Consider the following 19,109-nt stretch of genomic DNA (forward strand, 5'->3'; position numbering starts at 1 on the left):
ATTCGTCAAGAGTTTCTGAATAAATCTTCATAAACGGGACTTCTGCGCGGAAGCCCCCGTCCGCACCAGCCGGGAGCTCGCGGGGCGTGCGTCGGGGACCGCGGTGGTGACCGGCCGGCGGAGCCCGCTGCTGCGGGGCCTGTCAGCGCTGCACGGTCGTCCTGGAAGGATGGCACTGTGTCGCACGGACTATGGATCGCCATTGCGGTCATCGCCGCCCTGGCCATCATCGCCGCGCTGGTCTTCGGCCTGGTGCGCTACCGCAAGCGCCGGATCAGGCTGGCTCCCAAAGCCACGCCGGAGGCGCTGGACCGCTCAGGCGGATACACCGCATCGTCGGGCATCACGTTCAGTCAGACCCCCACGCTGCCGAAAGAGCGGATCGACACCACCGGTCTGCCCGCCGTCGGCGACGACGCCACCATCCCCCGCGACGCGCCCAAACGCCCGATCTCCGAGGTTCACCTTCCCGAACTAGAGGCCGAACCGGAGGTAGAACCGGAGCCGGTACCCGAACCGGAGCCGGTACCGGAGCCCGAACCCGAAGCGCCGCAGATCGAAGCCATCGAGCCGCCGGAAGGGCGGCTGGAGCGGCTGCGCGGCCGGCTGGCCCGCTCCCAGAACGCACTGGGCCGCAGCATGCTGGGTCTGCTCGGTGGCGGCGACCTCGACGAGGACTCCTGGCAGGACGTGGAGGACACCCTGCTGGTCGCGGATCTGGGCCCGGTGGTGACCGAGGCGGTCGTGTCTGCGCTGCGCGGCCGGCTGGCCAGCAGCAACGTCCGTACCGAAGCCGACGCCCGCGCGGTGTTGCGTGACGTGCTCATCAAGGAACTCCACCCGGAGATGGATCGCTCGATTCGGGCACTGCCGCACGCCGACCATCCCTCGGTGCTGCTCGTCGTCGGCGTCAACGGCACCGGAAAAACCACGACCGTCGGCAAGCTGGCGCGCGTCCTGGTCGCCGACGGACGTCGCGTCGTCCTCGGTGCGGCCGACACGTTCCGGGCCGCCGCGGCCGACCAACTCGAAACCTGGGCGTCGCGGGTCGGCGCGGAAGTGGTGCGCGGCGCCGAGGGCGCCGACCCCGCGTCGGTGGCGTTCGACGCCGTCGACAAGGGCATTCAGGCGGGTGCCGACGTCGTCCTCATCGACACGGCCGGACGGCTGCACACCAAGGTCGGCCTGATGGACGAACTGGGCAAGGTCAAACGGGTGGTGACCCGGCGCGCCGCCGTTGATGAGGTGCTGCTGGTTCTCGATGCCACCATCGGGCAGAACGGCCTGGCTCAGGCCAAGGTGTTTGCCGACGTCGTCGACATCACGGGCGCGGTGCTGACCAAGCTCGACGGAACGGCCAAGGGCGGCATTGTTTTCCGCGTTCAGCAGGAACTGGGTGTGCCGGTGAAGCTGGTCGGACTCGGTGAGGGAGCCGATGACCTGGCGCCATTCGAGCCGGCGGCCTTCGTCGACGCCCTGCTGGGCTGAAAGCTCTTACACAGCAAGTTCTACGTTAATCCTGACGAAACACGGCGGCTCCATTGCCGCAACAACTTATGCGCATGGTTCTCGTCAGGTCACCAGTCATCATTCTGGGACCCTCCCAACGCTGACTGGAGGTGATAGCGAGTGAGTTTCCCTGTGATGGGCCAGCCCAATACCGGCGATACGGCCTGGATGTTGGCGAGTTCGGCACTCGTGCTGCTGATGACGCCGGGGCTGGCGTTCTTCTACGGCGGCATGGTTCGTGCCAAGAGTGTGCTCAACATGATCATGATGAGCATCAGCGCGATGGGCGTTGTGACGGTGCTGTGGGTGCTCTACGGCTACTCCATGGCGTTCGGCAACGACACCGGCAGCGTGGTTGGCAGCCCGACCGAGTACTGGGGCCTCAAGGGGCTCATCGGTGGCAATGCGGTTGCGGCCGACGCGTCCAAGGGCGTCGCGGCGACCGACATCCCGCTGGCAGGTACCCTGCCGGCCACCGTGTTCGTGGCCTTCCAGTTGATGTTCGCGATCATCACCGTCGCGCTGATCTCGGGTGCGGTCGCTGACCGGCTGAAGTTCAGTGCCTGGCTGGTGTTCTCCGGCCTATGGGCGACGCTGGTGTACTTCCCGGTCGCGCACTGGGTGTTCGCCTTCGACGGGTTCGCCTCGGAGAAGGGCGGCTGGATCGCCAACAAGCTGCACGCGATCGACTTCGCGGGTGGAACCGCGGTCCACATCAACGCCGGTATCGCCGGCCTTGTGCTGGCGCTCGTCCTGGGCAAGCGCAAGGGCTGGCCGACGACGTTGTTCCGGCCGCACAACCTGCCGTTCGTGATGCTCGGCGCCGGTCTGCTGTGGTTCGGCTGGTACGGGTTCAACGCCGGTTCGGCGACCAGCTCCAACGGCGCCGCGGGGGCGACGTTCGTCACCACCACGATTGCCACCGCGGCGGCGATGCTTGCCTGGCTCCTCACCGAGCGCATCCGCGACGGCCACGCCACCACCCTGGGTGCGGCTTCGGGCATCGTCGCGGGACTGGTCGCGATCACTCCGTCCTGCTCGTCGGTGAACGCGCTGGGCGCCTTGATCATCGGTGTGGTCGCGGGCGTGCTGTGCGCGCTGGCCGTGGGGCTGAAGTTCAAGCTCGGCTTCGACGACTCGCTCGACGTCGTCGGCGTGCACCTGGTCGGCGGGCTGGCCGGCACCCTGATGGTGGGCCTGGTGGCCGCACCCGAGAGCGTCGCGATCAACGGCGTGACGGGTGTGTCCAAAGGACTGTTCTACGGCGGCGGATTCGACCAGCTTGAACGCCAGGCAGTGGGCGCGTTCGCGGTTCTGGCCTACTCCGGCGTTGTCACGCTGATCCTGGCGCTTATCCTGAAGTACACCATTGGGCTGCGGCTGGGAGCAGAGCAGGAAGCGGCGGGCATCGATGAGTCGGAGCACGCTGAGAGCGGCTACGATTTCGCGGTCGCCAGCGGTTCGGTTCTTCCCCGTGCCAGCCTGCCGGACACCCCGAACGGCCTGCAGGCTCGAGTGGCCGAGAAAGTTGAGGCGGAATAGAAATGAAGCTGATCACCGCGATCGTCAAGCCGTTCACCCTCGACGACGTCAAGACCAGCCTGGAGGACGCCGGCGTCCTGGGCATGACGGTCAGCGAGATCCAGGGCTATGGGCGGCAAAAGGGCCACACCGAGGTCTACCGGGGTGCTGAGTACTCCGTCGACTTCGTGCCCAAGGTCCGGATCGAGGTCGTTGTCGACGACTCCATCGTCGACAAGGTCGTGGACAGCATCGTCCGGGCCGCACGAACGGGCAAGATCGGTGACGGCAAGGTGTGGGTCAGCCCCGTGGACACCATCGTGCGGGTACGCACCGGTGAGCGCGGCTCTGACGCCCTGTGAGGTAGACCGACCTTGCTGAAGCTGGGCAGATGGGCCGGCCGGGTGTGACACCGAACCGGCCGGACCCCTCACCGTCGGAATCAGAACAAATGCAAGCAGGAAGCGCCGCTGCGGCAGTCGATTTGGCTGCCGCACGGCGCGCACTGTTGTCTGACGGACTGCGCGGAATGAAACCTGCCGAGATGCGGCAGGCGGTGCTCGAACTGCACGAAAACTGGCTGGTCGCAAAAGCTTTCGAGATCGGCATCACCGACGACAGCGGCTATGCGATCGTGGCTGTCGGCGGACTCGGCCGGCGTGAGTTACTTCCGTACTCGGACCTTGACCTGGTGCTGTTGCACGACGGCAAGGCGCCGGAAGTGTTGAGCCCGGTTGCCGACAAGCTCTGGTATCCGTTGTGGGACGCCAACATTCGTCTCGACCACAGTGTGCGCACGGTCAGCGAGGCGCTGGCCACCGCCAATGCCGACCTAACCGCCGCGCTGGGCATGCTGGAGGCGCGGCACATCGCCGGCGCCGAAGCCCTGTCGACCGAATTGATCGACGGCATAAAGCGGCAGTGGCGCACCGGAATCCGTTCGCGCATGGACGAACTCGTGGAGATGACGCACGCCCGCTGGCTGCGGCTGGGCCGCATCGCCCACCGCGCGGAACCCGACCTCAAGTCGGGCCGCGGCGGGCTGCGTGATGTGCAGCTCCTCAACGCTTTGGCGCTGGCCCAACTCATCGACCGCCACGGCATGGCCCGTGCGGATACGGCGGTCGGCTCCCTGGACGACGCGTATCTGACATTGCTGGACGTGCGCACCGAATTGCACGTGGTCTCACGGCGCGGCCGCGACCAGCTGCTGGCCCAATTCGCCGACGAGATCAGCGAGGCGTTGGACGTCGGCGACCGGTTCGACCTGGCGCGCATGCTGTCCAGCGCCGGGCGCACCATCAGCTTCCACGCCGTCACCGGGCTGCGCACCGCCGCCAACGCGCTGCCCAAACGCGGCATCACCGCCCTGATGCGGCGTCCCAAACGGCGGCCGCTGGACGAGGGCGTCGTCGAATACGCCGGCGAGATCGTGCTCGCCCGCGACGCCCGCCCCGAAAACGACCCCGGTCTGGTGCTGCGGGTGGCGGCCGCTGCCGCCGACACCGGCGTCCCGATCGGCGCGGCCACCCTGAGTCGGTTGGACAGCGCGCCCCCGCTGCCGACGCCGTGGCCGCGGGAAGCCCTGGACGACCTGCTGGTGGTGCTGTTGGCCGGCCCGACCGCGGTGCCGACCATCGAAGCCCTCGACCGCACCGGACTGTGGGGCCAGTTGCTCCCGGAATGGGACGCGATCCGTGACCTGCCCCCGCGCGACGTCTCCCACAAGTGGACGGTGGACCGTCACGTCGTGGAATGTGCCGTGCACGCCGCGCCGCTGACCACCAATGTTGCCCGGCCCGACCTGCTGGCCCTGGGCGCGTTGTTGCACGACATCGGCAAAGGCCGGGGAATGGACCACTGCGTGCTGGGGGCGGACCTGGTGATTCCCATCGGGCAGCGACTCGGGCTGGCACCCGCCGACGTGGAGACGATCTCGAAGATGGTCCGACACCATCTGCTGTTGCCCATCACGGCCACCCGCAGCGACCTCAACGACCCCAAAACCATCGAGGCGGTGTCCGAGGCGCTGGGCGGGGACCCGCAACTGCTCGAACTCATGCACGCCCTCTCCGAGGCCGACTCCAAGGCCACCGGCCCTGGTGTGTGGAGCGACTGGAAGGCGTCGCTGGTCGAGGACCTGGTGCGGCGCTGCCGGCTGGCGATGGCCGGGGAGCAGTTGCCGCAAGCCGAACCCACTGCGCCGCACTATCTTTCGCTTGCTGAGCGGCAGGGCGTGCACGTCGAGCTGCAACCCGGAGACGGCGAACGGCGGTCCGCGGTGATGGTCGCACCCGACCAGCGCGGGCTGGTGTCCAAGGCCGCCGCGGTGCTGGCACTGAACTCGCTGCGGGTGCATTCGGCGTCGGTGAACATTCACGAAGGCGTCGCGATCACCGAGTTCGTGGTGTCGCCGCTGTTCGGTTCGCCGCCCGCCGCGGAGCTGTTGCGCCAGCAGTTCGTCGGCGCTCTGCACGGCGACATCGATGTGTGCGCCATGCTCGAGAAACGCGACAGCGAGGCCGCGATGTCCGCCACCGCCCGCGCCGGTGAGGTGCAGGTGGGCGTGCCGGTCACCCGGTCCACCGCGCCGCCGCGCATCCTGTGGCTGGACACCGACACCCCCGGTCAGCTGATCTTGGAAGTCCGGGCCATGGACCGGGTGGGTCTGCTCGCGCTGCTAGCTCGGGCGCTGGAGCGTGCCGAGACCGACATCCTGTGGGCCAAGGTCAACACCTTCGGATCGACGGCGGCCGACGTGTTCTGTGTGGCCGTGCCCCCGGAACTCAATGCGCGCGCCGCGGTGGAAAAGCACCTGCTGGCGGTGCTGGGAGCGCCCGCGGTCGTCTTGGAGGACGAGCCGGTCGGGGACTAACTCTCGGCGTTGAGTTGGCGCACGGCGTCGATGCGGGCCTTGAGCTGATCGCGGGTCGCCGCGGCGATCGGCGGCCCACCGCAGCGGCGGCGCAGCTCGTTGTGGATCCAGCCGTGCGGCTTGCCGGTGCGGTGGTGAGCGACCGAGACCAGGGCGTTGAGTTCGCGGCGCAGTTCGCGCAATTGGCCGTGGGTGGTCATCGAGGGCGCCGGGGCGCCGGCCTGGGCGCGTTTCTGCAGCTGCTCGTCCTGGCGCCGGTGCAACAGGGCGCGCATCTGTTCGGCGTCGAGCAGACCGGGGATGCCGAGGTAGTCGGCCTCCTCGTCGCTGCCGGCGGGGGTGGCGGTCCCGAACGAGGAGCCGTCGAAGATGACCTGATCCAGCTCGGCGTCGGCGCCGAGTGAGGTGAAGCCCTTCTCTTCGCCGGGTTCGTTCTGCGTCCTGGTGGCCGGATCCGCATCGAGCGGGTCACCCTCGGATTCCCGGTGCGGCTTGCCCAGGACGTGGTTGCGCTGCGCCTCCAGCTCGCTGGCCAGCTGCAGCAGATTGGGCACCGACGGCAGGAAGATGCTCGCGGTCTCACCCGCTCGCCGGGATCGCACGAACCGCCCGATGGCCTGGGCGAAGAATAGCGGCGTCGACGCACTGGTGGCGTAGATCCCGACCGACAACCGCGGCACGTCGACCCCTTCGGAGACCATCCGCACCGCGACCAGCCACCGGCTGGTGGACGCCGCGAACTCCGAGATGCGGGCCGACGAGCCGGGGTCATCGGAGAGCACGACGGTGGGCGCCTCGCCGGTCATTTTGGTGAGCAGGGTCGCGTAGGCGCGGGCGGCGGTCCGGTCGGAGGCGATGATCATGCCGCCCGCGTCGGGCACATGCTCACGCTTCTGGCGCAGCCGCTGATCGGCCGCGGCGATCACCGCCGGCATCCACTCGCCGGCCGGGTCCAGCGCGGTCCGCCAGGCCCGAGCGGTCTGCTCGGCGGACAACGGTTCGCCCAGGCGCGCTTCATGCTCCTCCCCGGCGCTGTCCCGCCAGCGGGCCTGCCCCGAATACGCCATGAACACCACCGGGCGGACCACGCCGTCGGCCAGTGCCTCGGCGTAGCCGTAGGTGTGGTCGGCCTTCGACCGCATCAGGCCGTCGGCGTCGGGTTCGTAGGTGACGAACGGGATAGGACTGTCGTCGCTGCGGAACGGCGTGCCGGTCAGGGCGAGTCGGCGGGTGGCGTCGCCGAAGGCTTCGCGGATGGCCTCGCCCCAGGTTTTCGCGTCGCCGCCGTGGTGGATTTCGTCGAAGATCACCAGCGTCTTGCGCTGCTCGGTGCGCACGCGGTGCAGCGTCGGATGGGCGGCCACCTGGGCGTAGGTGACCACTACGCCGTGGAACTCCGGCGAGGTCTGTGGGTTGGAGTTGGAGAACTTCGGATCCAGGGAGAGCCCCTGACGTCCGGCGGCCTGCGCCCACTGGATCTTGAGGTGCTCGGTGGGTACCACGACAGTGAGCTGCTCGACGGCCCGGTGGGCGATCAGTTCGCCGGCGATGCGCAGGGCGAACGCGGTCTTGCCGGCACCCGGGGTGGCCACGGCCAGGAAGTCGCGCGGCTCGCTGCCCAGGTACTTCACCAGGGCGCGACGCTGCCAGCCACGCAACGAGCGAGTGGTGTCCGCGGGGAAGTGGCTGACCGGCTGCAGCGACACATTCCCCCCGTACTCGATTGGCCGCGCGAGAGAGCGCAGTGGCTGTGAAATCTAGCACGACAACGTTTTTCGGCGCTGCAGCGACGTGGCTGTCCGGTCAGATTGGCTGGTCGCGGGTCCGCGGCCAGTCGGGGATGCGCGCGGCGACTGCGGGCCATCCGGGTTCGGGGATGCTTTTCCGATGCCGTCGTCGAGACTGAAACTACGCAGGCGGGCATCGGCGTGTCGTCTGCGCCGTTTCAGTGTCGCGGGCGCACGCGGATGCGCCGCCGCGCTCGACCACTGGGCTGATGGTGGTGAGCTGCTGCGCCCCGCTACGCGGCGCTAGCACTCACCACTAGGCCGATGGTGGTGACCCGCTGCGCCCGACTGCGTCGGGCTGGCGATCACCACTAGGCCGATGGTGGTGACCCGCTGCGCCCGACTGCGTCGGGCTGGCGATCACCACTAGGCTGGCTGTCGTGTTTGAATCGCTGTCCGATCGCTTGACCGGTGCCCTCCAGGGGCTGCGCGGCAAAGGCCGCCTCACCGACGCCGATATCGATGCCACCACCCGCGAAATCCGGCTCGCGCTGCTGGAAGCCGACGTCTCGCTACCCGTCGTACGGGCGTTCGTCCACCGGATCAAGGAACGCGCCCGCGGCCACGAGGTCTCCGGCGCCCTCAACCCGGCGCAGCAGGTCGTCAAGATCGTCAACGAGGAACTGATCGGCATCCTCGGCGGCGAGACCCGCGAGATCGCCTACGCCAAGAACCCGCCCACGGTGATCATGCTGGCCGGCCTGCAGGGTTCCGGTAAGACGACGCTGGCCGGCAAGTTGGCATTCCGCCTCAAGAACCAGGGCCACACCCCGCTGCTGGTGGCCTGCGACCTGCAGCGTCCCGCCGCGGTCAACCAGCTGCAAGTCGTCGGCCAGCGCGCCGGTGTGCCGGTGTTCGCCCCGCACCCCGGCGCTTCACCGGAGTCCGGGCCGGGCGACCCGGTCGCCGTCGCGGCAGCGGGTATCGCCGAGGCCAAGGCCAAGCACTTCGACTTCGTCATCGTCGACACCGCCGGACGACTCGGCATCGACGAGGAGTTGATGGCCCAGGCCGCCGCCATCCGCGACGCCGTCAACCCCGACGAGGTGCTGTTCGTCCTGGACGCGATGATCGGTCAGGACGCCGTCGCCACCGCCCAGGCCTTCGGCGACGGCGTCGGATTCACCGGCGTGGTGCTCACCAAGCTGGACGGCGACGCCCGCGGTGGCGCCGCCCTCTCGGTACGCGAAGTGACCGGCGTTCCAATCCTTTTCGCCTCAACCGGGGAAAAGTTCGAGGACTTCGACGTCTTCCACCCGGACCGGATGGCCAGCCGCATCCTGGGCATGGGCGACGTACTCAGCCTGATCGAACAGGCCGAGCAGGTCTTCGACGCCCAGCAGGCCGAGGCGGCCGCCGCCAAGATCGGCGCAGGCGAGCTGACGCTGGAAGACTTCCTCGAGCAGATGCTGGCCGTGCGCAAGATGGGCCCGATCGGCAATCTGCTGGGCATGCTGCCCGGCGGGGCGCAGATGAAGGACGCCCTGGCCGAGGTCGACGACAAGAGTCTCGATCGCATTCAGGCCATCATCCGCGGGATGACGCCGGCCGAGCGGGCCGACCCGAAGATCATCAATGCCTCGCGGCGCCTGCGGATCGCCAACGGCTCCGGCGTCAGCGTCTCCGAGGTCAACCAACTCGTGGACCGCTTCTTCGAGGCCCGCAAGATGATGTCGTCGATGCTCGGCGGCATGGGGATCCCCGGACTGGGCCGTAAGTCCGCGACCCGTAAATCGAAGAGCGCCAAAGGCAAGAAGGGCAAGAAGGGGGCGCGCGGCCCGACCCCGCCGAAGACGCGCAGTCCGTTCGGCGCGGGCATGCCGGGGATGCCGGGGATGCCGGGGATGCCGGGCATGCCGGCAGGCTTCCCGGATCTGTCCCAGATGCCCGAAGGCCTCAACGAATTGCCGCCGGGGCTGGCCGACTTCGACCTGTCCAAGCTGAAGTTCCCCGGCCAGAAATAGTCGCAGTGCGACTGCACGTGCGCGGGCTGGGCCTACCCGGCGACGTCGCCACCGAACTGTGGATCGTCGACGGCCGCATCAGCCTCGAGCCGGTCCCCGGCGCCGACACGGTTTTCGAGGGCGGCTGGATTCTGCCGGGGCTGGTGGACGCGCACTGCCACGTCGGGCTCGGCCCGCACGGCGCCGTCGAACTCGACGAAGCGATCGCCCAGGCCGAAACCGAACGCGACGTCGGCGCACTGTTGCTGCGCGACTGCGGCTCACCGATCGACACCCGCAGCCTCGACGACCACGAGGACCTGCCCCGCATCATCCGGGCCGGACGGCACCTGGCCAGACCCAAGCGCTACATCCCCGGTTTGGCCGCCGACCTCGACGACGAATCGCAGCTGCCCGACGCGGTCGCCGAGCAGGCCCGGCGCGGTGACGGCTGGATCAAACTGGTCGGCGACTGGATCGACCGGGGGATCGGCGACCTCGCTCCGCTGTGGTCCGACGACGTTCTCAAGGCTGCGATCGACACCGCGCACGCGCACGGCGCCCGCGTCACCGCACACGTCTTCGGCGAGGACGCGCTGCCCGGCCTGATCAATGCCGGCATCGACTGCATCGAACACGGCACCGGCCTGACCGACGAGACCATCGAGTTGATGGTTCAACACGGCACCGCGCTGGTGCCCACCCTGATCAACCTGGAGAACTTCCCCGGCATCGCCGACGCCGCGGTGCGCTACCCGAAGTACGCCGCGCACATGCGCGACCTCTATGACCGCGGGTACCGGCGGGTGGCCGCGGCGCGCGACGCCGGCGTGCCGGTATATGCCGGTAGCGACGCGGGCGGCACCATCAGTCACGGCCGGATCGCCGACGAGGTCGACGCGTTGCGCAGGATCGGCATGACCGCCGACGAGGCGTTGGGGGCGGCCTGCTGGGACGCCCGGCGCTGGCTGGGGCGGCCGGGCCTGGACCACGGCGCACCGGCCGACATGTTGTGCTACTCCGAAGACCCCCGGCGGGGTCCCGACGTGCTGAACCAGCCTGATCTGGTGGTCCTGCGCGGCAAGGTGTTCCGCCCCCGTCGGACCTAGATTTCGCCCAGTGTTAGCCCGGCGCAGCCGCGCCCTGGCGTACCGAGATGGTTACCATCGCTAAATGGCGTTGGCCAGCGGCGCGACCTTTGCCGGGTACACCGTCGTGCGGATGTTGAGTTCATCGGCGACGGGCGAGGTCTACCTGGCCCAGCGGCCGGATCTGCCGGGGTGGCAAACCCTGAAGATCCTCTCGTCGGTGCTGTGGGCCGACGACGAATCCCGGGCCCGGTTCCAGCGCGAGAACATTGCCGTGGCCAACCTCTATCACCCCAACATCGTGGAGGTGCACGAGCGCGGCGAATTCGACGGGCAGCTCTGGGCCGCAATGGAATACGTCGACGGCACAGATGTGGCCACGTTGATGGCGGACCGTTTTCCCGCGGTGCTGCCCCTCAGTGAGGTACTGGCGATCATCACCGCGGCGGCGGCTGGCCTTGACTTCGCCCACCAGCGCGCCGTGCTGCACCGCGACGTGCGGCCCGCCAACCTGCTGCAGACCACCCCAGGTGCTGGCGAACCACGGATTATGTTGTCCGACTTCGGGTTAGCGCGTCCATCTGGTGAGTCGGCGTACGCCGCTCCCGAGGAATCGACGGGCGCGGGCAGCGACGGCCGCGCCGACCAGTTTGCGTTGGCGGCCACCGCGATGCATCTGTTCACCGGGGCGCCGCCGGCGCGGCCGAAGCCGCCCAGACTCAGTGAGCTGCGCCCGGATCTGATCCGCTTGGACGAGGTGCTCAGCAAGGCGCTGGCCGACGACCCGGCGGATCGGTTCCTCAGTTGCCGCGAGTTCGCCGCCGCGCTCGCCGAGCGAGCGGGAATCGCCGACCACGGCCCGCAGGCGCCCGAGACACCGGACGCTGTGCCGGCCGTCGAACCCGCTTATGTGGTCGAGTACCCGGTCTATGCCTGGCCGGAAGCCACTCCGCGACAGCCCGCCCGGACACCGGTCACGGCGCCCCCGCGTGGCTTCCTCCGGTCGGCGGCGGGTTCGCTGGCCCGGCGCCTGGACAGCTTCTCCACGCGGACCTCCAGAAGGTTCGGGCCGCGCCGACTGCTGATCGGTGCGGCCGCGGTGCTATTGCTGGTCGGCTTGTTGGCGGCCGCCATCGCGGTCGGACGCAAGACCAGCCCCCCGGCCCCGCAAGCCGGGGGTGGCCCGGCGGGCGGCGCGCCGCCGGGTCCGTCCCCGAGCAGCAGTCCGGCGGCTGCACCGCCACCACTGGACGGCACCTACCGGATCGAGGTGCAACGCTCCCGGCAGACCTTCAACACCACGCCCACCCCGCAGCCGCCGGACGTCGAGACCTGGTGGGCGATCCGCTCGTCATGCACACCTGCCCGTTGCCTGGCCGCGGCGACGCTGCTCAGCGACAGTGACCATGCCCGGGAGAAGTCGCCGGACGTGCACCCGCTGCTGCTGGAGTTCATCGACGGTCAGTGGCGGTCCCGGGCGGAGACGACCAACTTTCCCTGCATCGGTCCCACTGGTCAGGCGAGCGCCCAGACCACCATCCAGGTGCTCACGCTGCAGCCGCAATCGCAGGGCGAACTCGTCGGGGAGATGGACGTCACGGTCAAGACGAATGAATGCGGTCAGCTGGGCGGCCTCATCCGCATACCTACTGTGGCCAGCCGCGAGGGTGACATACCGCCGGCCGTGAACGTGCCTGACCCCGTGACGGTCACCGCTACGACGGCGCCGCCAACGACGGTGCAGCCGCGAACGCCGACGTCAGGGCCGTCTGGGCCGGGAGGTTGAGTCTTTCCCAAAAAAGATTGCGAGCGTTCACTATCTATGTTAGCTTCGAGTCAAGCTCATTCGACTTGGAGGAACTGTGACTTACGACGTGATCGTCCGCGACGGCCTGTGGTTTGACGGAACGGGCGCCAAACCCCAAATCCGGACGTTGGGCATACGTGATGGCGTGGTGGCCACGATCTCGGCCGGGCCGCTGGATGCGACCGGATGCCCGGAGGTGATCGAGGCGGCGGGGAAGTGGGTCGCGCCCGGGTTCATCGACGTCCACACCCACTACGACGCCGAGATCCTGCTCGACCCCGGCCTCCGGGAATCAGTTCGGCACGGCGTCACCACGCTGCTGCTGGGCAACTGCTCATTGTCGACGGTCTACGCGAACTCCGAAGACGCCGCCGACCTGTTCAGTCGGGTCGAGGCGGTGCCGCGCGAGTTCGTTCTCCGGACGCTGCAGGAGAATAAAACCTGGTCGTCGGCCGCGGAGTACATCGACGCTATCGACGCACTGCCGCTGGGCCCGAACGTGAGTTCCATGCTCGGCCATTCCGACCTGCGGGCAGCGGTGCTGGGCCTCGAGCGCGCCACCGACGACACCGTGCGGCCCACCGACGCCGAGCTGGAAAAGATGGCCCGAATGCTCGACGAGGCGCTCGATGCCGGCATGCTCGGCATGTCCGGGATGGACGCGCCGATCGACAAGCTCGACGGCGACCGGTTTCGGTCGCGCGCGCTGCCGTCCACCTTCGCGACGTGGCGTGAGCGCCGCCGGCTGATCAAGGTGCTCCGCAAGCGCGGCCGCATCCTGCAGAGCGCCCCCAACGTCAACAGCCCGGTGTCACCACTGATGTTCTTCCTCACCAGCAGCCGAATCTTGAACGGTGGCAAGGGAGTTCGGATGAGCATGCTGGTTTCCGCGGACGCCAAGTCGATGCCCCTGGCGGTACACGTGTTCGGGTTGGGCGCCCGGATCCTCAACAAGTTGCTGACCGCCAGCGTGCGCTTCCAGCACCTTCCGGTTCCATTCGAATTATATTCCGACGGAATAGATCTGCCGGTCTTCGAAGAATTCGGCGCTGGTACGGCCGCGTTGCATGTGCGAGATCAATTGCAGCGCAATGCGTTACTGGCCGATGAATCGTACCGCCGTCGGTTCCGGCGTCAGTTTGACCGGCGCAAATTCGGGCCGTCACTGTGGCATCGTGACCTCCATGATGCGGTGATCGTGGAATGCCCCGATAAGTCGGTAATCGGCAAGAGCTTTGGCGCTATCGCTGACGAGCGTGGGCTGCATCCGCTGGATGCCTTCCTCGATATTCTCGTCGACAACGGCGAGCGCAACGTGCGCTGGACCACCATCGTGGCCAACCACCGCCCCAAGCAACTCAACAAGTTGGCCGCCGACCCGAGCATCCACATGGGCTTCTCCGACGCCGGCGCACACCTGCGCAACATGGCCTTCTACAACTTCCCGCTGCGATTACTCAAGCGGGTACACGAGGCGCAACAAGGGGGACGGCCGTTCCTGACCGCCGAGCGAGCGATATACCGCCTGACCGCTGAAGTGGCCGAGTGGTTCGGCATCAACGCCGGCACGCTGCGCGAGGGAGACCGCGCGGATTTCGTGGTGATCGACCCCGTGCATCTGGACAGCTCGGTGGACGGCTATCACGAGGAAGCGGTGCCGTTCTACGGCGGCCTGCGACGGATGGTCAACCGCAACGACGAGACCGTGGTCGCCACGGCCGTGGGCGGTGACGTCGTCTACCGCAATGGCGAGTTCCGCGAGGGATTCGGTCAGACGGTCAAGTCGGGTCGGTACCTGCGTGCGGGTGAGCGGCAGTCGGCACTGTTGAGTGGGTCCGCCTGAAATGGCCAGGACTCAACAGCAACGCCGCGAGGAGACCGTCGGCCGGCTTCTGCAGGCCTGCATCGACACCATCGTCGAGGTCGGATATGCCCGCGCCTCGGCCGCGCTGATCACCAACCGGGCCGGGGTATCGGTGGGGGCCCTGTTCCGCCACTTCGAAACGATGGGCGATTTCATGGCGGCCACCGCGGCAGAGGTCTTACGCCGGCAGCTGGAAATCTTCACCAAGCAGGTCACTGAAATTCCGGCCGACCGGTCGGCGCCGCAGGCGGTGTTGGAAATTCTGCACGACGTGACGACCAGCCCGACCCATGCGGTGCTCTACGAACTGTTGGTAGCTGCCCGCACCGACGACAAGCTGCGAGCCACCCTGCAGGACGAGTTGGGGCAGTATTCGGCCAAGGTCAACGAGGTGGCACGGGAAATGCCCGGCGCGGACGGCTTCGTCGACGACACCCTTCCGGTGGTGGTGGCGTTGCTGACCAACCTCTTCGACGGTGCTGCCGTGGTGGAAGGAGTGCTGCCGCGGCCCGAGATCGCCGAGCGCAGGATTCCGCTGTTGAGTGCGCTGATCACCGCTGTTTGGCGCCCACCGTCCTGACGCCGGGCAGACGCAAGAGCCCCTTGGAGCTGGTGCTCCAAGGGGCCTTCGCGTCTGCTCGCGGGGGGTGGCGAGCCCGCTACTTTTGCAAGGTGAACTGATTGACGTCGATGTAGCCGTCCCGGAACAGCTTGGCGCAGCCGGTCAGGTAATGCATGTAGCGGTCGTAGACCTCTTCGGACTGGATCTGGATCGCTTGGTCGCGATGTGCTTCCAAGGCTTCGGCCCACAGATCGAGAGTCCGGGCGTAGTGCAGCTGCAGCGACTGGTTGCGGGTCAGCGTGAAACCCGCACGGGCCGAATGCTCTTCGACCATCTCGACGATCGGCGGGGCGCCGCCGGGGAAAATCTGGGTCTTGATGAAGTGGAAGAACCGGATAACCCGAAGAGTCAGGGGCAGGCCACGGTCGGTCATCTGCTGTTTGGTGAAGCCGGTGATCGTGTGCAGCAGCATCACACCGTCCGGGGGCAGGATCCGGTGTGCTTTCGCGAAGAAGTCGGCGTGCCGGTCGTGACCGAAATGCTCGAAGGCGCCGATCGACACGATGCGGTCGACGGGCTCGTCGAACTGCTCCCAGCCCTGCAGCAGCACGCGTCTGGTGCGGGGGCTGTCCAGCTGGTCGAACGACTTCTGGACATGAGCGGCCTGGTTCTTCGACAGGGTCAGCCCGACCACGTTGACGTCGTACCGTTCGATCGCCCGCCGCATCGTGGCGCCCCAGCCGCAACCCACGTCCAGCAACGTCATCCCCGGCTGCAGACCTAGTTTGCCCAGCGACAGGTCGATCTTGGCGATCTGCGCCTGTTCCAGGGTCAGGTCGTCGCGCTCGAAGAAGGCGCAGCTGTAGGTCTGCGTGGGGTCGAGAAAGAGCTGAAAGAACTCGTCAGACAAGTCGTAGTGCGCTTGCACATCATCAAAGTGTGGCGTCAGGCCATCAACCATAAGACTCGCTAGCCTACCCCGGCGCGACACGAACGCCCGCACCTGAATGTGCGTGGCGATTTGCTGACATCTCGGGCCTGATCAAAGGGACCCGATACCGGTTTGTGGCCCCAGCGCGAAGCCCCAGTCGAACAAGCTGGCCGCCTGATCCCAGTACGTCGGTCCGCCTTCTTTGACCAGCCCGTACATCATGGCGATCACCAGGCGCCGGCCACCACGGGCCGCGGCTCCGACGAACGTCTTGCGGGCGGCGTTGGTGAACCCGGTCTTGCCGCCGATGGCACCGGGATAGCGCGCCAGCAGCTCATCCTGGTTGAGAATCGGTTGATCGCCGTTGTCGCCGGGGAACATCGCGGACGGCTCGGCGGTGATGCTGGCGAACGTCGGGTTAGCCATCGCGGCGCGGAAGATCACCGCCAGGTCGTGTGCCGTCGACCAGCCGGAGCCGTCAGGCCCGTCCAAGCCGGAGGGGGTCGCCGCGTGGGTGTTCGAGGCACCCAGCGATGCCGCCTTGGCGTTCATCTTGGCCACTGCGGCCTCCTGGCCGCCCAACAGGTCGGCCAGTGTGTTGGCGGCGTCGTTGCCCGACACCAGCAGCAGGCCGTCGAGCAGTTGGCGTGCGGTGTAGCTGTGGCCGACCTTGACCCCGACGCAGTTGCATTCGACCGCGGTGTCGGTCAGATCGGCGACGACGGTGGAGTTCAGCGGCACTTCATCGAGGACCACCAGCGCCAACAACACCTTGATGGTGCTCGCGGGCGGGTGGGCGACGTTCTGCTCACGACCGGCCAGCACCTGACCGCTGTCCAGGTCGGCGACGATCCACGTCTGTGCGGGGCCGTCGGGAATCGGCATCGATCCCGCTGCCTGCTGGACGTCGGTGTCGGCGTTGGAGACGGGAGTCGCACCGAGGAACGTGACCGTGAGCAGCGCCGCGGCGATGGCCCTGAGCTTTCGCATGGGGGCAAATCTTAACTTCTGGCGCGGGTCGTGACCATCTCGGGCAATTACGGTATTGGTGACCAGGCGGCTCGCAACCGCCGTCGACTCCGACGTCCGTTCGTCGTGGGGTAACAGGCGGACGGCATTTCACCGCGTGGTGAAGCCCGGTTGAATTAGTTCGTGTGCCAGAGCGGTCCGGTGATGGCAATGGCAGCCGGATTGGCTGATGTACCCGGGGTGTTCATGAATGCCTGGACGAGGGTCGGTGCCCGCAAGCCTGCTAATGCCTCCGCTTATTCCCGCAATATGGGAGTTGAATAATATTCAAAAATTTGCCAATCATCCGGCGGATCGATTTTCGCAAAAATGCTCTTTTTCTCGAAAATTCCTTACCTTTCAATGCGCTTCTTTCCTAAGCTTCATCTGTCGTTCGTTCTACGACGATCCAGCATGAGTCGATGGGGCACTGGATATGTCATATGTATTTGCCGGACTGGATGCATTCGAAGCGGCCGCAGCCGACTTGACCAGGCTCGGATCGGGTTTGAGCGCGGCAAACCGTTGGGCTGCCGGTCCGACCGCGAGCGTGGTAGCTGCGGCCGGCGATGAGGTGTCAGCAGCCATTGCCGCATTGTTCGCCGAGCAAGGCCGGCAGTATCAGGCCGTTAGTCGTGAAGTGGAGGCGTTTGAGCTGCGCCTCGTCCGGCTGCTGCAGGGCGCGGCGGAAAGTTATGCCAGTGCTGAAGCGACCAACGCCGACACGATGCGTCAGTTAGAGCAGGCAGCACTGAATGTCATCAATGGTCCCAGCCAGGCGCTGACCGGCCGTCCGCTGATAGGCGACGGGGCTGATGGTGCCCCGGGTACCGGGCAGAACGGCGGCGACGGGGGATGGTTGTGGGGTAACGGGGGCAATGGCGGTTCCGGAGCCGCGGGTGCCAAAGGTGGAATGGGTGGGTCCGCGGGTCTGTTCGGTCGGGGCGGCAATGGCGGCGCTGGTGGGTCGGCGGCGTTGGCGGGCGGAGCCGGCGGTAATGGTGGAGCCGGCGGAGCCAGTGGAATTCTCGGCGGAGCCGCTGGTGATGGTGGGGCCGGCGGGGCCGGCGCGGCAGGCGGTTTCGGCCAAGTTGGCGGGGCCGGAGGAGTTGGCGGGGCCGGCGGGGCCAATATGCAAGTCTCGTTCGGCCATGGGGGCTCCGGCGGAGTTGGCGGTACCGGTGGTATGGGCGGTCCGGGCGCCGGCTCGAACGGCGGAGCAGGCGGTCAGGGTGGTGCCGGCGGGGAAAACCGTGCGCTTTGGTTCGGTCTTGGCGGGGCTGGTGCGTCCGGCGGTATCGGGGGTGAAGGCGGATCAGACGGGTTCGGTGGCACAGGTGGTGCCGGCGGTGCGGGGGGCGACAATCACGCCTTGTTGCTTGGTAAGGGAGGGGCTGGTGCACCCGGCGCTGTCGGTGGTAACGGCGGAATGGGCGGCGGTGGCGGGACTGGGGGAGCCGGTGGGGCTGGCGGAGCCAATAAGGCGCTGTGGTCGGGGTTTGCCGGCGATGGTGCGCCTGGTGGCGGCGGTGGTGACGGTGGTGCTGGCGGAGTCGGCGGCGCTGGCGGTGCTGGCGGTGCCGGCGGAGCCAACGTGCAAATGTTTTTCGGACACGGCGGTGCCGGCGGTGTCGGCGGTATCGGTGGAAACGGGGGTGTCGGTGTCGCAGGTACTGCAGGAGGCGGCGCAGGCGAGGCTGGAATGGCTGGAGGCGCCGGAGGAATTGGAGGTGCGGGCGGGGCGAACGTTGCGCTGTTGTTCGGCATAGGGGGGGCCGGCGGATCGGGAGGTGTCGGTGGTGCCGGGGGTCACGGCGGGATAGGCGGCACCGGTGCGGGATTTGATACCGACGGAGGAACCGGTGGCTCCGGCGGTGGAGGTGGGGCCGCCGGTGTCGGCGGGGCCGGCGGAACCACGCAATTCTTTGGATTCAACGGGCCCTCGGGCCTGTCCGGGGTTGGGGGTAGCGGCGGGACCGGTGGTGGCGGCGGTGCAGGGGCGAGCGGGTTGCTTGGCGGGAGCGGTTTCAGTGGTGGTGCCGGTGGTGTGGGGGGTCAGGGTGGTGCGGCGGGTGCTGGTGGTGTCAACGGTGCTGGTGGGCGTGGCGGTGATGGGGGCGTGGGCGGCGTCGGGGGTCAGGGCAGTGATGGGGTGAACAGTGCGGGTCAGGCGGGCGGCACGGGCGGTGCTGGCGGTAACGGCGGCGACGGCGG

13 protein-coding genes are annotated in these 19,109 nt (G+C 67.7%); 10 read left to right on the forward strand and 3 right to left on the reverse strand.

What is annotated here, in order from left to right; genetic code table 11:
* Positions 1-177 precede the first annotated feature (177 nt).
* The 4 genes from ftsY to AWC08_RS04790 all read left to right on the forward strand — a co-directional run bounded on the left by ftsY (position 178) and on the right by AWC08_RS04790 (position 5,905).
* On the forward strand, positions 178-1,488 hold the full coding sequence (gene ftsY, locus AWC08_RS04775; protein WP_069434713.1) for a signal recognition particle-docking protein FtsY: 1,311 nt from the start codon (positions 178-180) through the stop codon (positions 1,486-1,488).
* A gap of 156 nt (positions 1,489-1,644) precedes the next feature.
* Positions 1,645-3,051, forward strand: coding sequence for an ammonium transporter (locus AWC08_RS04780; RefSeq protein ID WP_069434712.1), 1,407 nt, complete (start codon positions 1,645-1,647; stop codon positions 3,049-3,051).
* Between the two features lie 2 nt (positions 3,052-3,053).
* Positions 3,054-3,392, forward strand: coding sequence for a nitrogen regulatory protein P-II (gene glnB, locus AWC08_RS04785; protein WP_055577570.1), 339 nt, complete (start codon positions 3,054-3,056; stop codon positions 3,390-3,392).
* An 89-nt stretch (positions 3,393-3,481) separates the two neighbouring features.
* A complete protein-coding gene (locus tag AWC08_RS04790; RefSeq protein WP_085087421.1) occupies positions 3,482-5,905 on the forward strand; it encodes a [protein-PII] uridylyltransferase in 2,424 nt (807 codons plus the stop codon).
* Here AWC08_RS04790 and AWC08_RS04795 read toward each other — a convergent pair.
* Positions 5,902-7,605 (reverse strand): DEAD/DEAH box helicase, encoded by a 1,704-nt coding sequence (locus tag AWC08_RS04795; protein ID WP_065136139.1) that lies wholly within the window; start codon positions 7,603-7,605, stop codon positions 5,902-5,904. The two genes, AWC08_RS04790 and AWC08_RS04795, sit on opposite strands and share 4 nt — an antisense overlap.
* Positions 7,606-8,072: 467 nt before the next feature.
* Here AWC08_RS04795 and ffh point away from each other — a divergent pair, with 467 nt between their 5' ends.
* The 5 genes from ffh to AWC08_RS04820 all read left to right on the forward strand — a co-directional run bounded on the left by ffh (position 8,073) and on the right by AWC08_RS04820 (position 14,974).
* Positions 8,073-9,656, forward strand: coding sequence for a signal recognition particle protein (gene ffh / locus AWC08_RS04800; protein WP_065136136.1), 1,584 nt, complete (start codon positions 8,073-8,075; stop codon positions 9,654-9,656).
* Positions 9,657-9,661: 5 nt separating this feature from the next.
* Positions 9,662-10,744, forward strand: coding sequence for a metal-dependent hydrolase family protein (locus AWC08_RS04805; protein ID WP_065136137.1), 1,083 nt, complete (start codon positions 9,662-9,664; stop codon positions 10,742-10,744).
* A 64-nt stretch (positions 10,745-10,808) separates the two neighbouring features.
* On the forward strand, positions 10,809-12,509 hold the full coding sequence (locus AWC08_RS04810; protein ID WP_069435380.1) for a serine/threonine-protein kinase: 1,701 nt from the start codon (positions 10,809-10,811) through the stop codon (positions 12,507-12,509).
* Between the two features lie 58 nt (positions 12,510-12,567).
* The gene (locus tag AWC08_RS04815; protein ID WP_174900754.1) at positions 12,568-14,373 is read left to right on the forward strand and encodes an N-acyl-D-amino-acid deacylase family protein; all 1,806 of its coding nucleotides are present in this window, start codon (positions 12,568-12,570) and stop codon (positions 14,371-14,373) included.
* A 1-nt stretch (position 14,374) separates the two neighbouring features.
* Positions 14,375-14,974, forward strand: a complete 600-nt coding sequence (locus tag AWC08_RS04820) for a TetR/AcrR family transcriptional regulator (protein WP_065133750.1) — start codon at positions 14,375-14,377, stop codon at positions 14,972-14,974.
* Positions 14,975-15,053: 79 nt separating this feature from the next.
* On the opposite strand, the gene mmaA2 is transcribed toward AWC08_RS04820, so the two are convergent.
* The gene (gene mmaA2 / locus AWC08_RS04825) at positions 15,054-15,917 is read right to left on the reverse strand and encodes a cyclopropane mycolic acid synthase MmaA2 (RefSeq protein ID WP_065133751.1); all 864 of its coding nucleotides are present in this window, start codon (positions 15,915-15,917) and stop codon (positions 15,054-15,056) included.
* An 81-nt stretch (positions 15,918-15,998) separates the two neighbouring features.
* On the reverse strand, positions 15,999-16,877 hold the full coding sequence (locus AWC08_RS04830; RefSeq protein WP_065133752.1) for a D-alanyl-D-alanine carboxypeptidase family protein: 879 nt from the start codon (positions 16,875-16,877) through the stop codon (positions 15,999-16,001).
* A 454-nt stretch (positions 16,878-17,331) separates the two neighbouring features.
* On the opposite strand from AWC08_RS04830, the gene AWC08_RS04835 reads away from it, so the two are divergent.
* The coding region (locus AWC08_RS04835) for a PE family protein (protein WP_142283412.1) at positions 17,332-19,109 on the forward strand (1,778 nt) is incomplete at its 3' end.

Origin of the sequence: Mycobacterium gordonae, from assembly GCF_002101675.1 — a bacterium.
In the GTDB taxonomy this organism is placed as follows: domain Bacteria; phylum Actinomycetota; class Actinomycetes; order Mycobacteriales; family Mycobacteriaceae; genus Mycobacterium; species Mycobacterium gordonae.

Bases quoted from the DNA above. Each gene is read 5' to 3' on its own strand.
- AWC08_RS04780 (WP_069434712.1), top strand. From the start codon at position 1,645: ATGGGCCAGCCCAATACCGGCGATACGGCCTGGATGTTGGCGAGTTCG.
- glnB (WP_055577570.1), top strand. From the start codon at position 3,054: ATGAAGCTGATCACCGCGATCGTCAAGCCGTTCACCCTCGACGACGTC.
- AWC08_RS04790 (WP_085087421.1), top strand. From the start codon at position 3,482: ATGCAAGCAGGAAGCGCCGCTGCGGCAGTCGATTTGGCTGCCGCACGG.
- AWC08_RS04810 (WP_069435380.1), top strand. From the start codon at position 10,809: ATGGCGTTGGCCAGCGGCGCGACCTTTGCCGGGTACACCGTCGTGCGG.
- AWC08_RS04820 (WP_065133750.1), top strand. From the start codon at position 14,375: ATGGCCAGGACTCAACAGCAACGCCGCGAGGAGACCGTCGGCCGGCTT.
- mmaA2 (WP_065133751.1), bottom strand. From the start codon at position 15,917: ATGGTTGATGGCCTGACGCCACACTTTGATGATGTGCAAGCGCACTAC.
- AWC08_RS04830 (WP_065133752.1), bottom strand. From the start codon at position 16,877: ATGCGAAAGCTCAGGGCCATCGCCGCGGCGCTGCTCACGGTCACGTTC.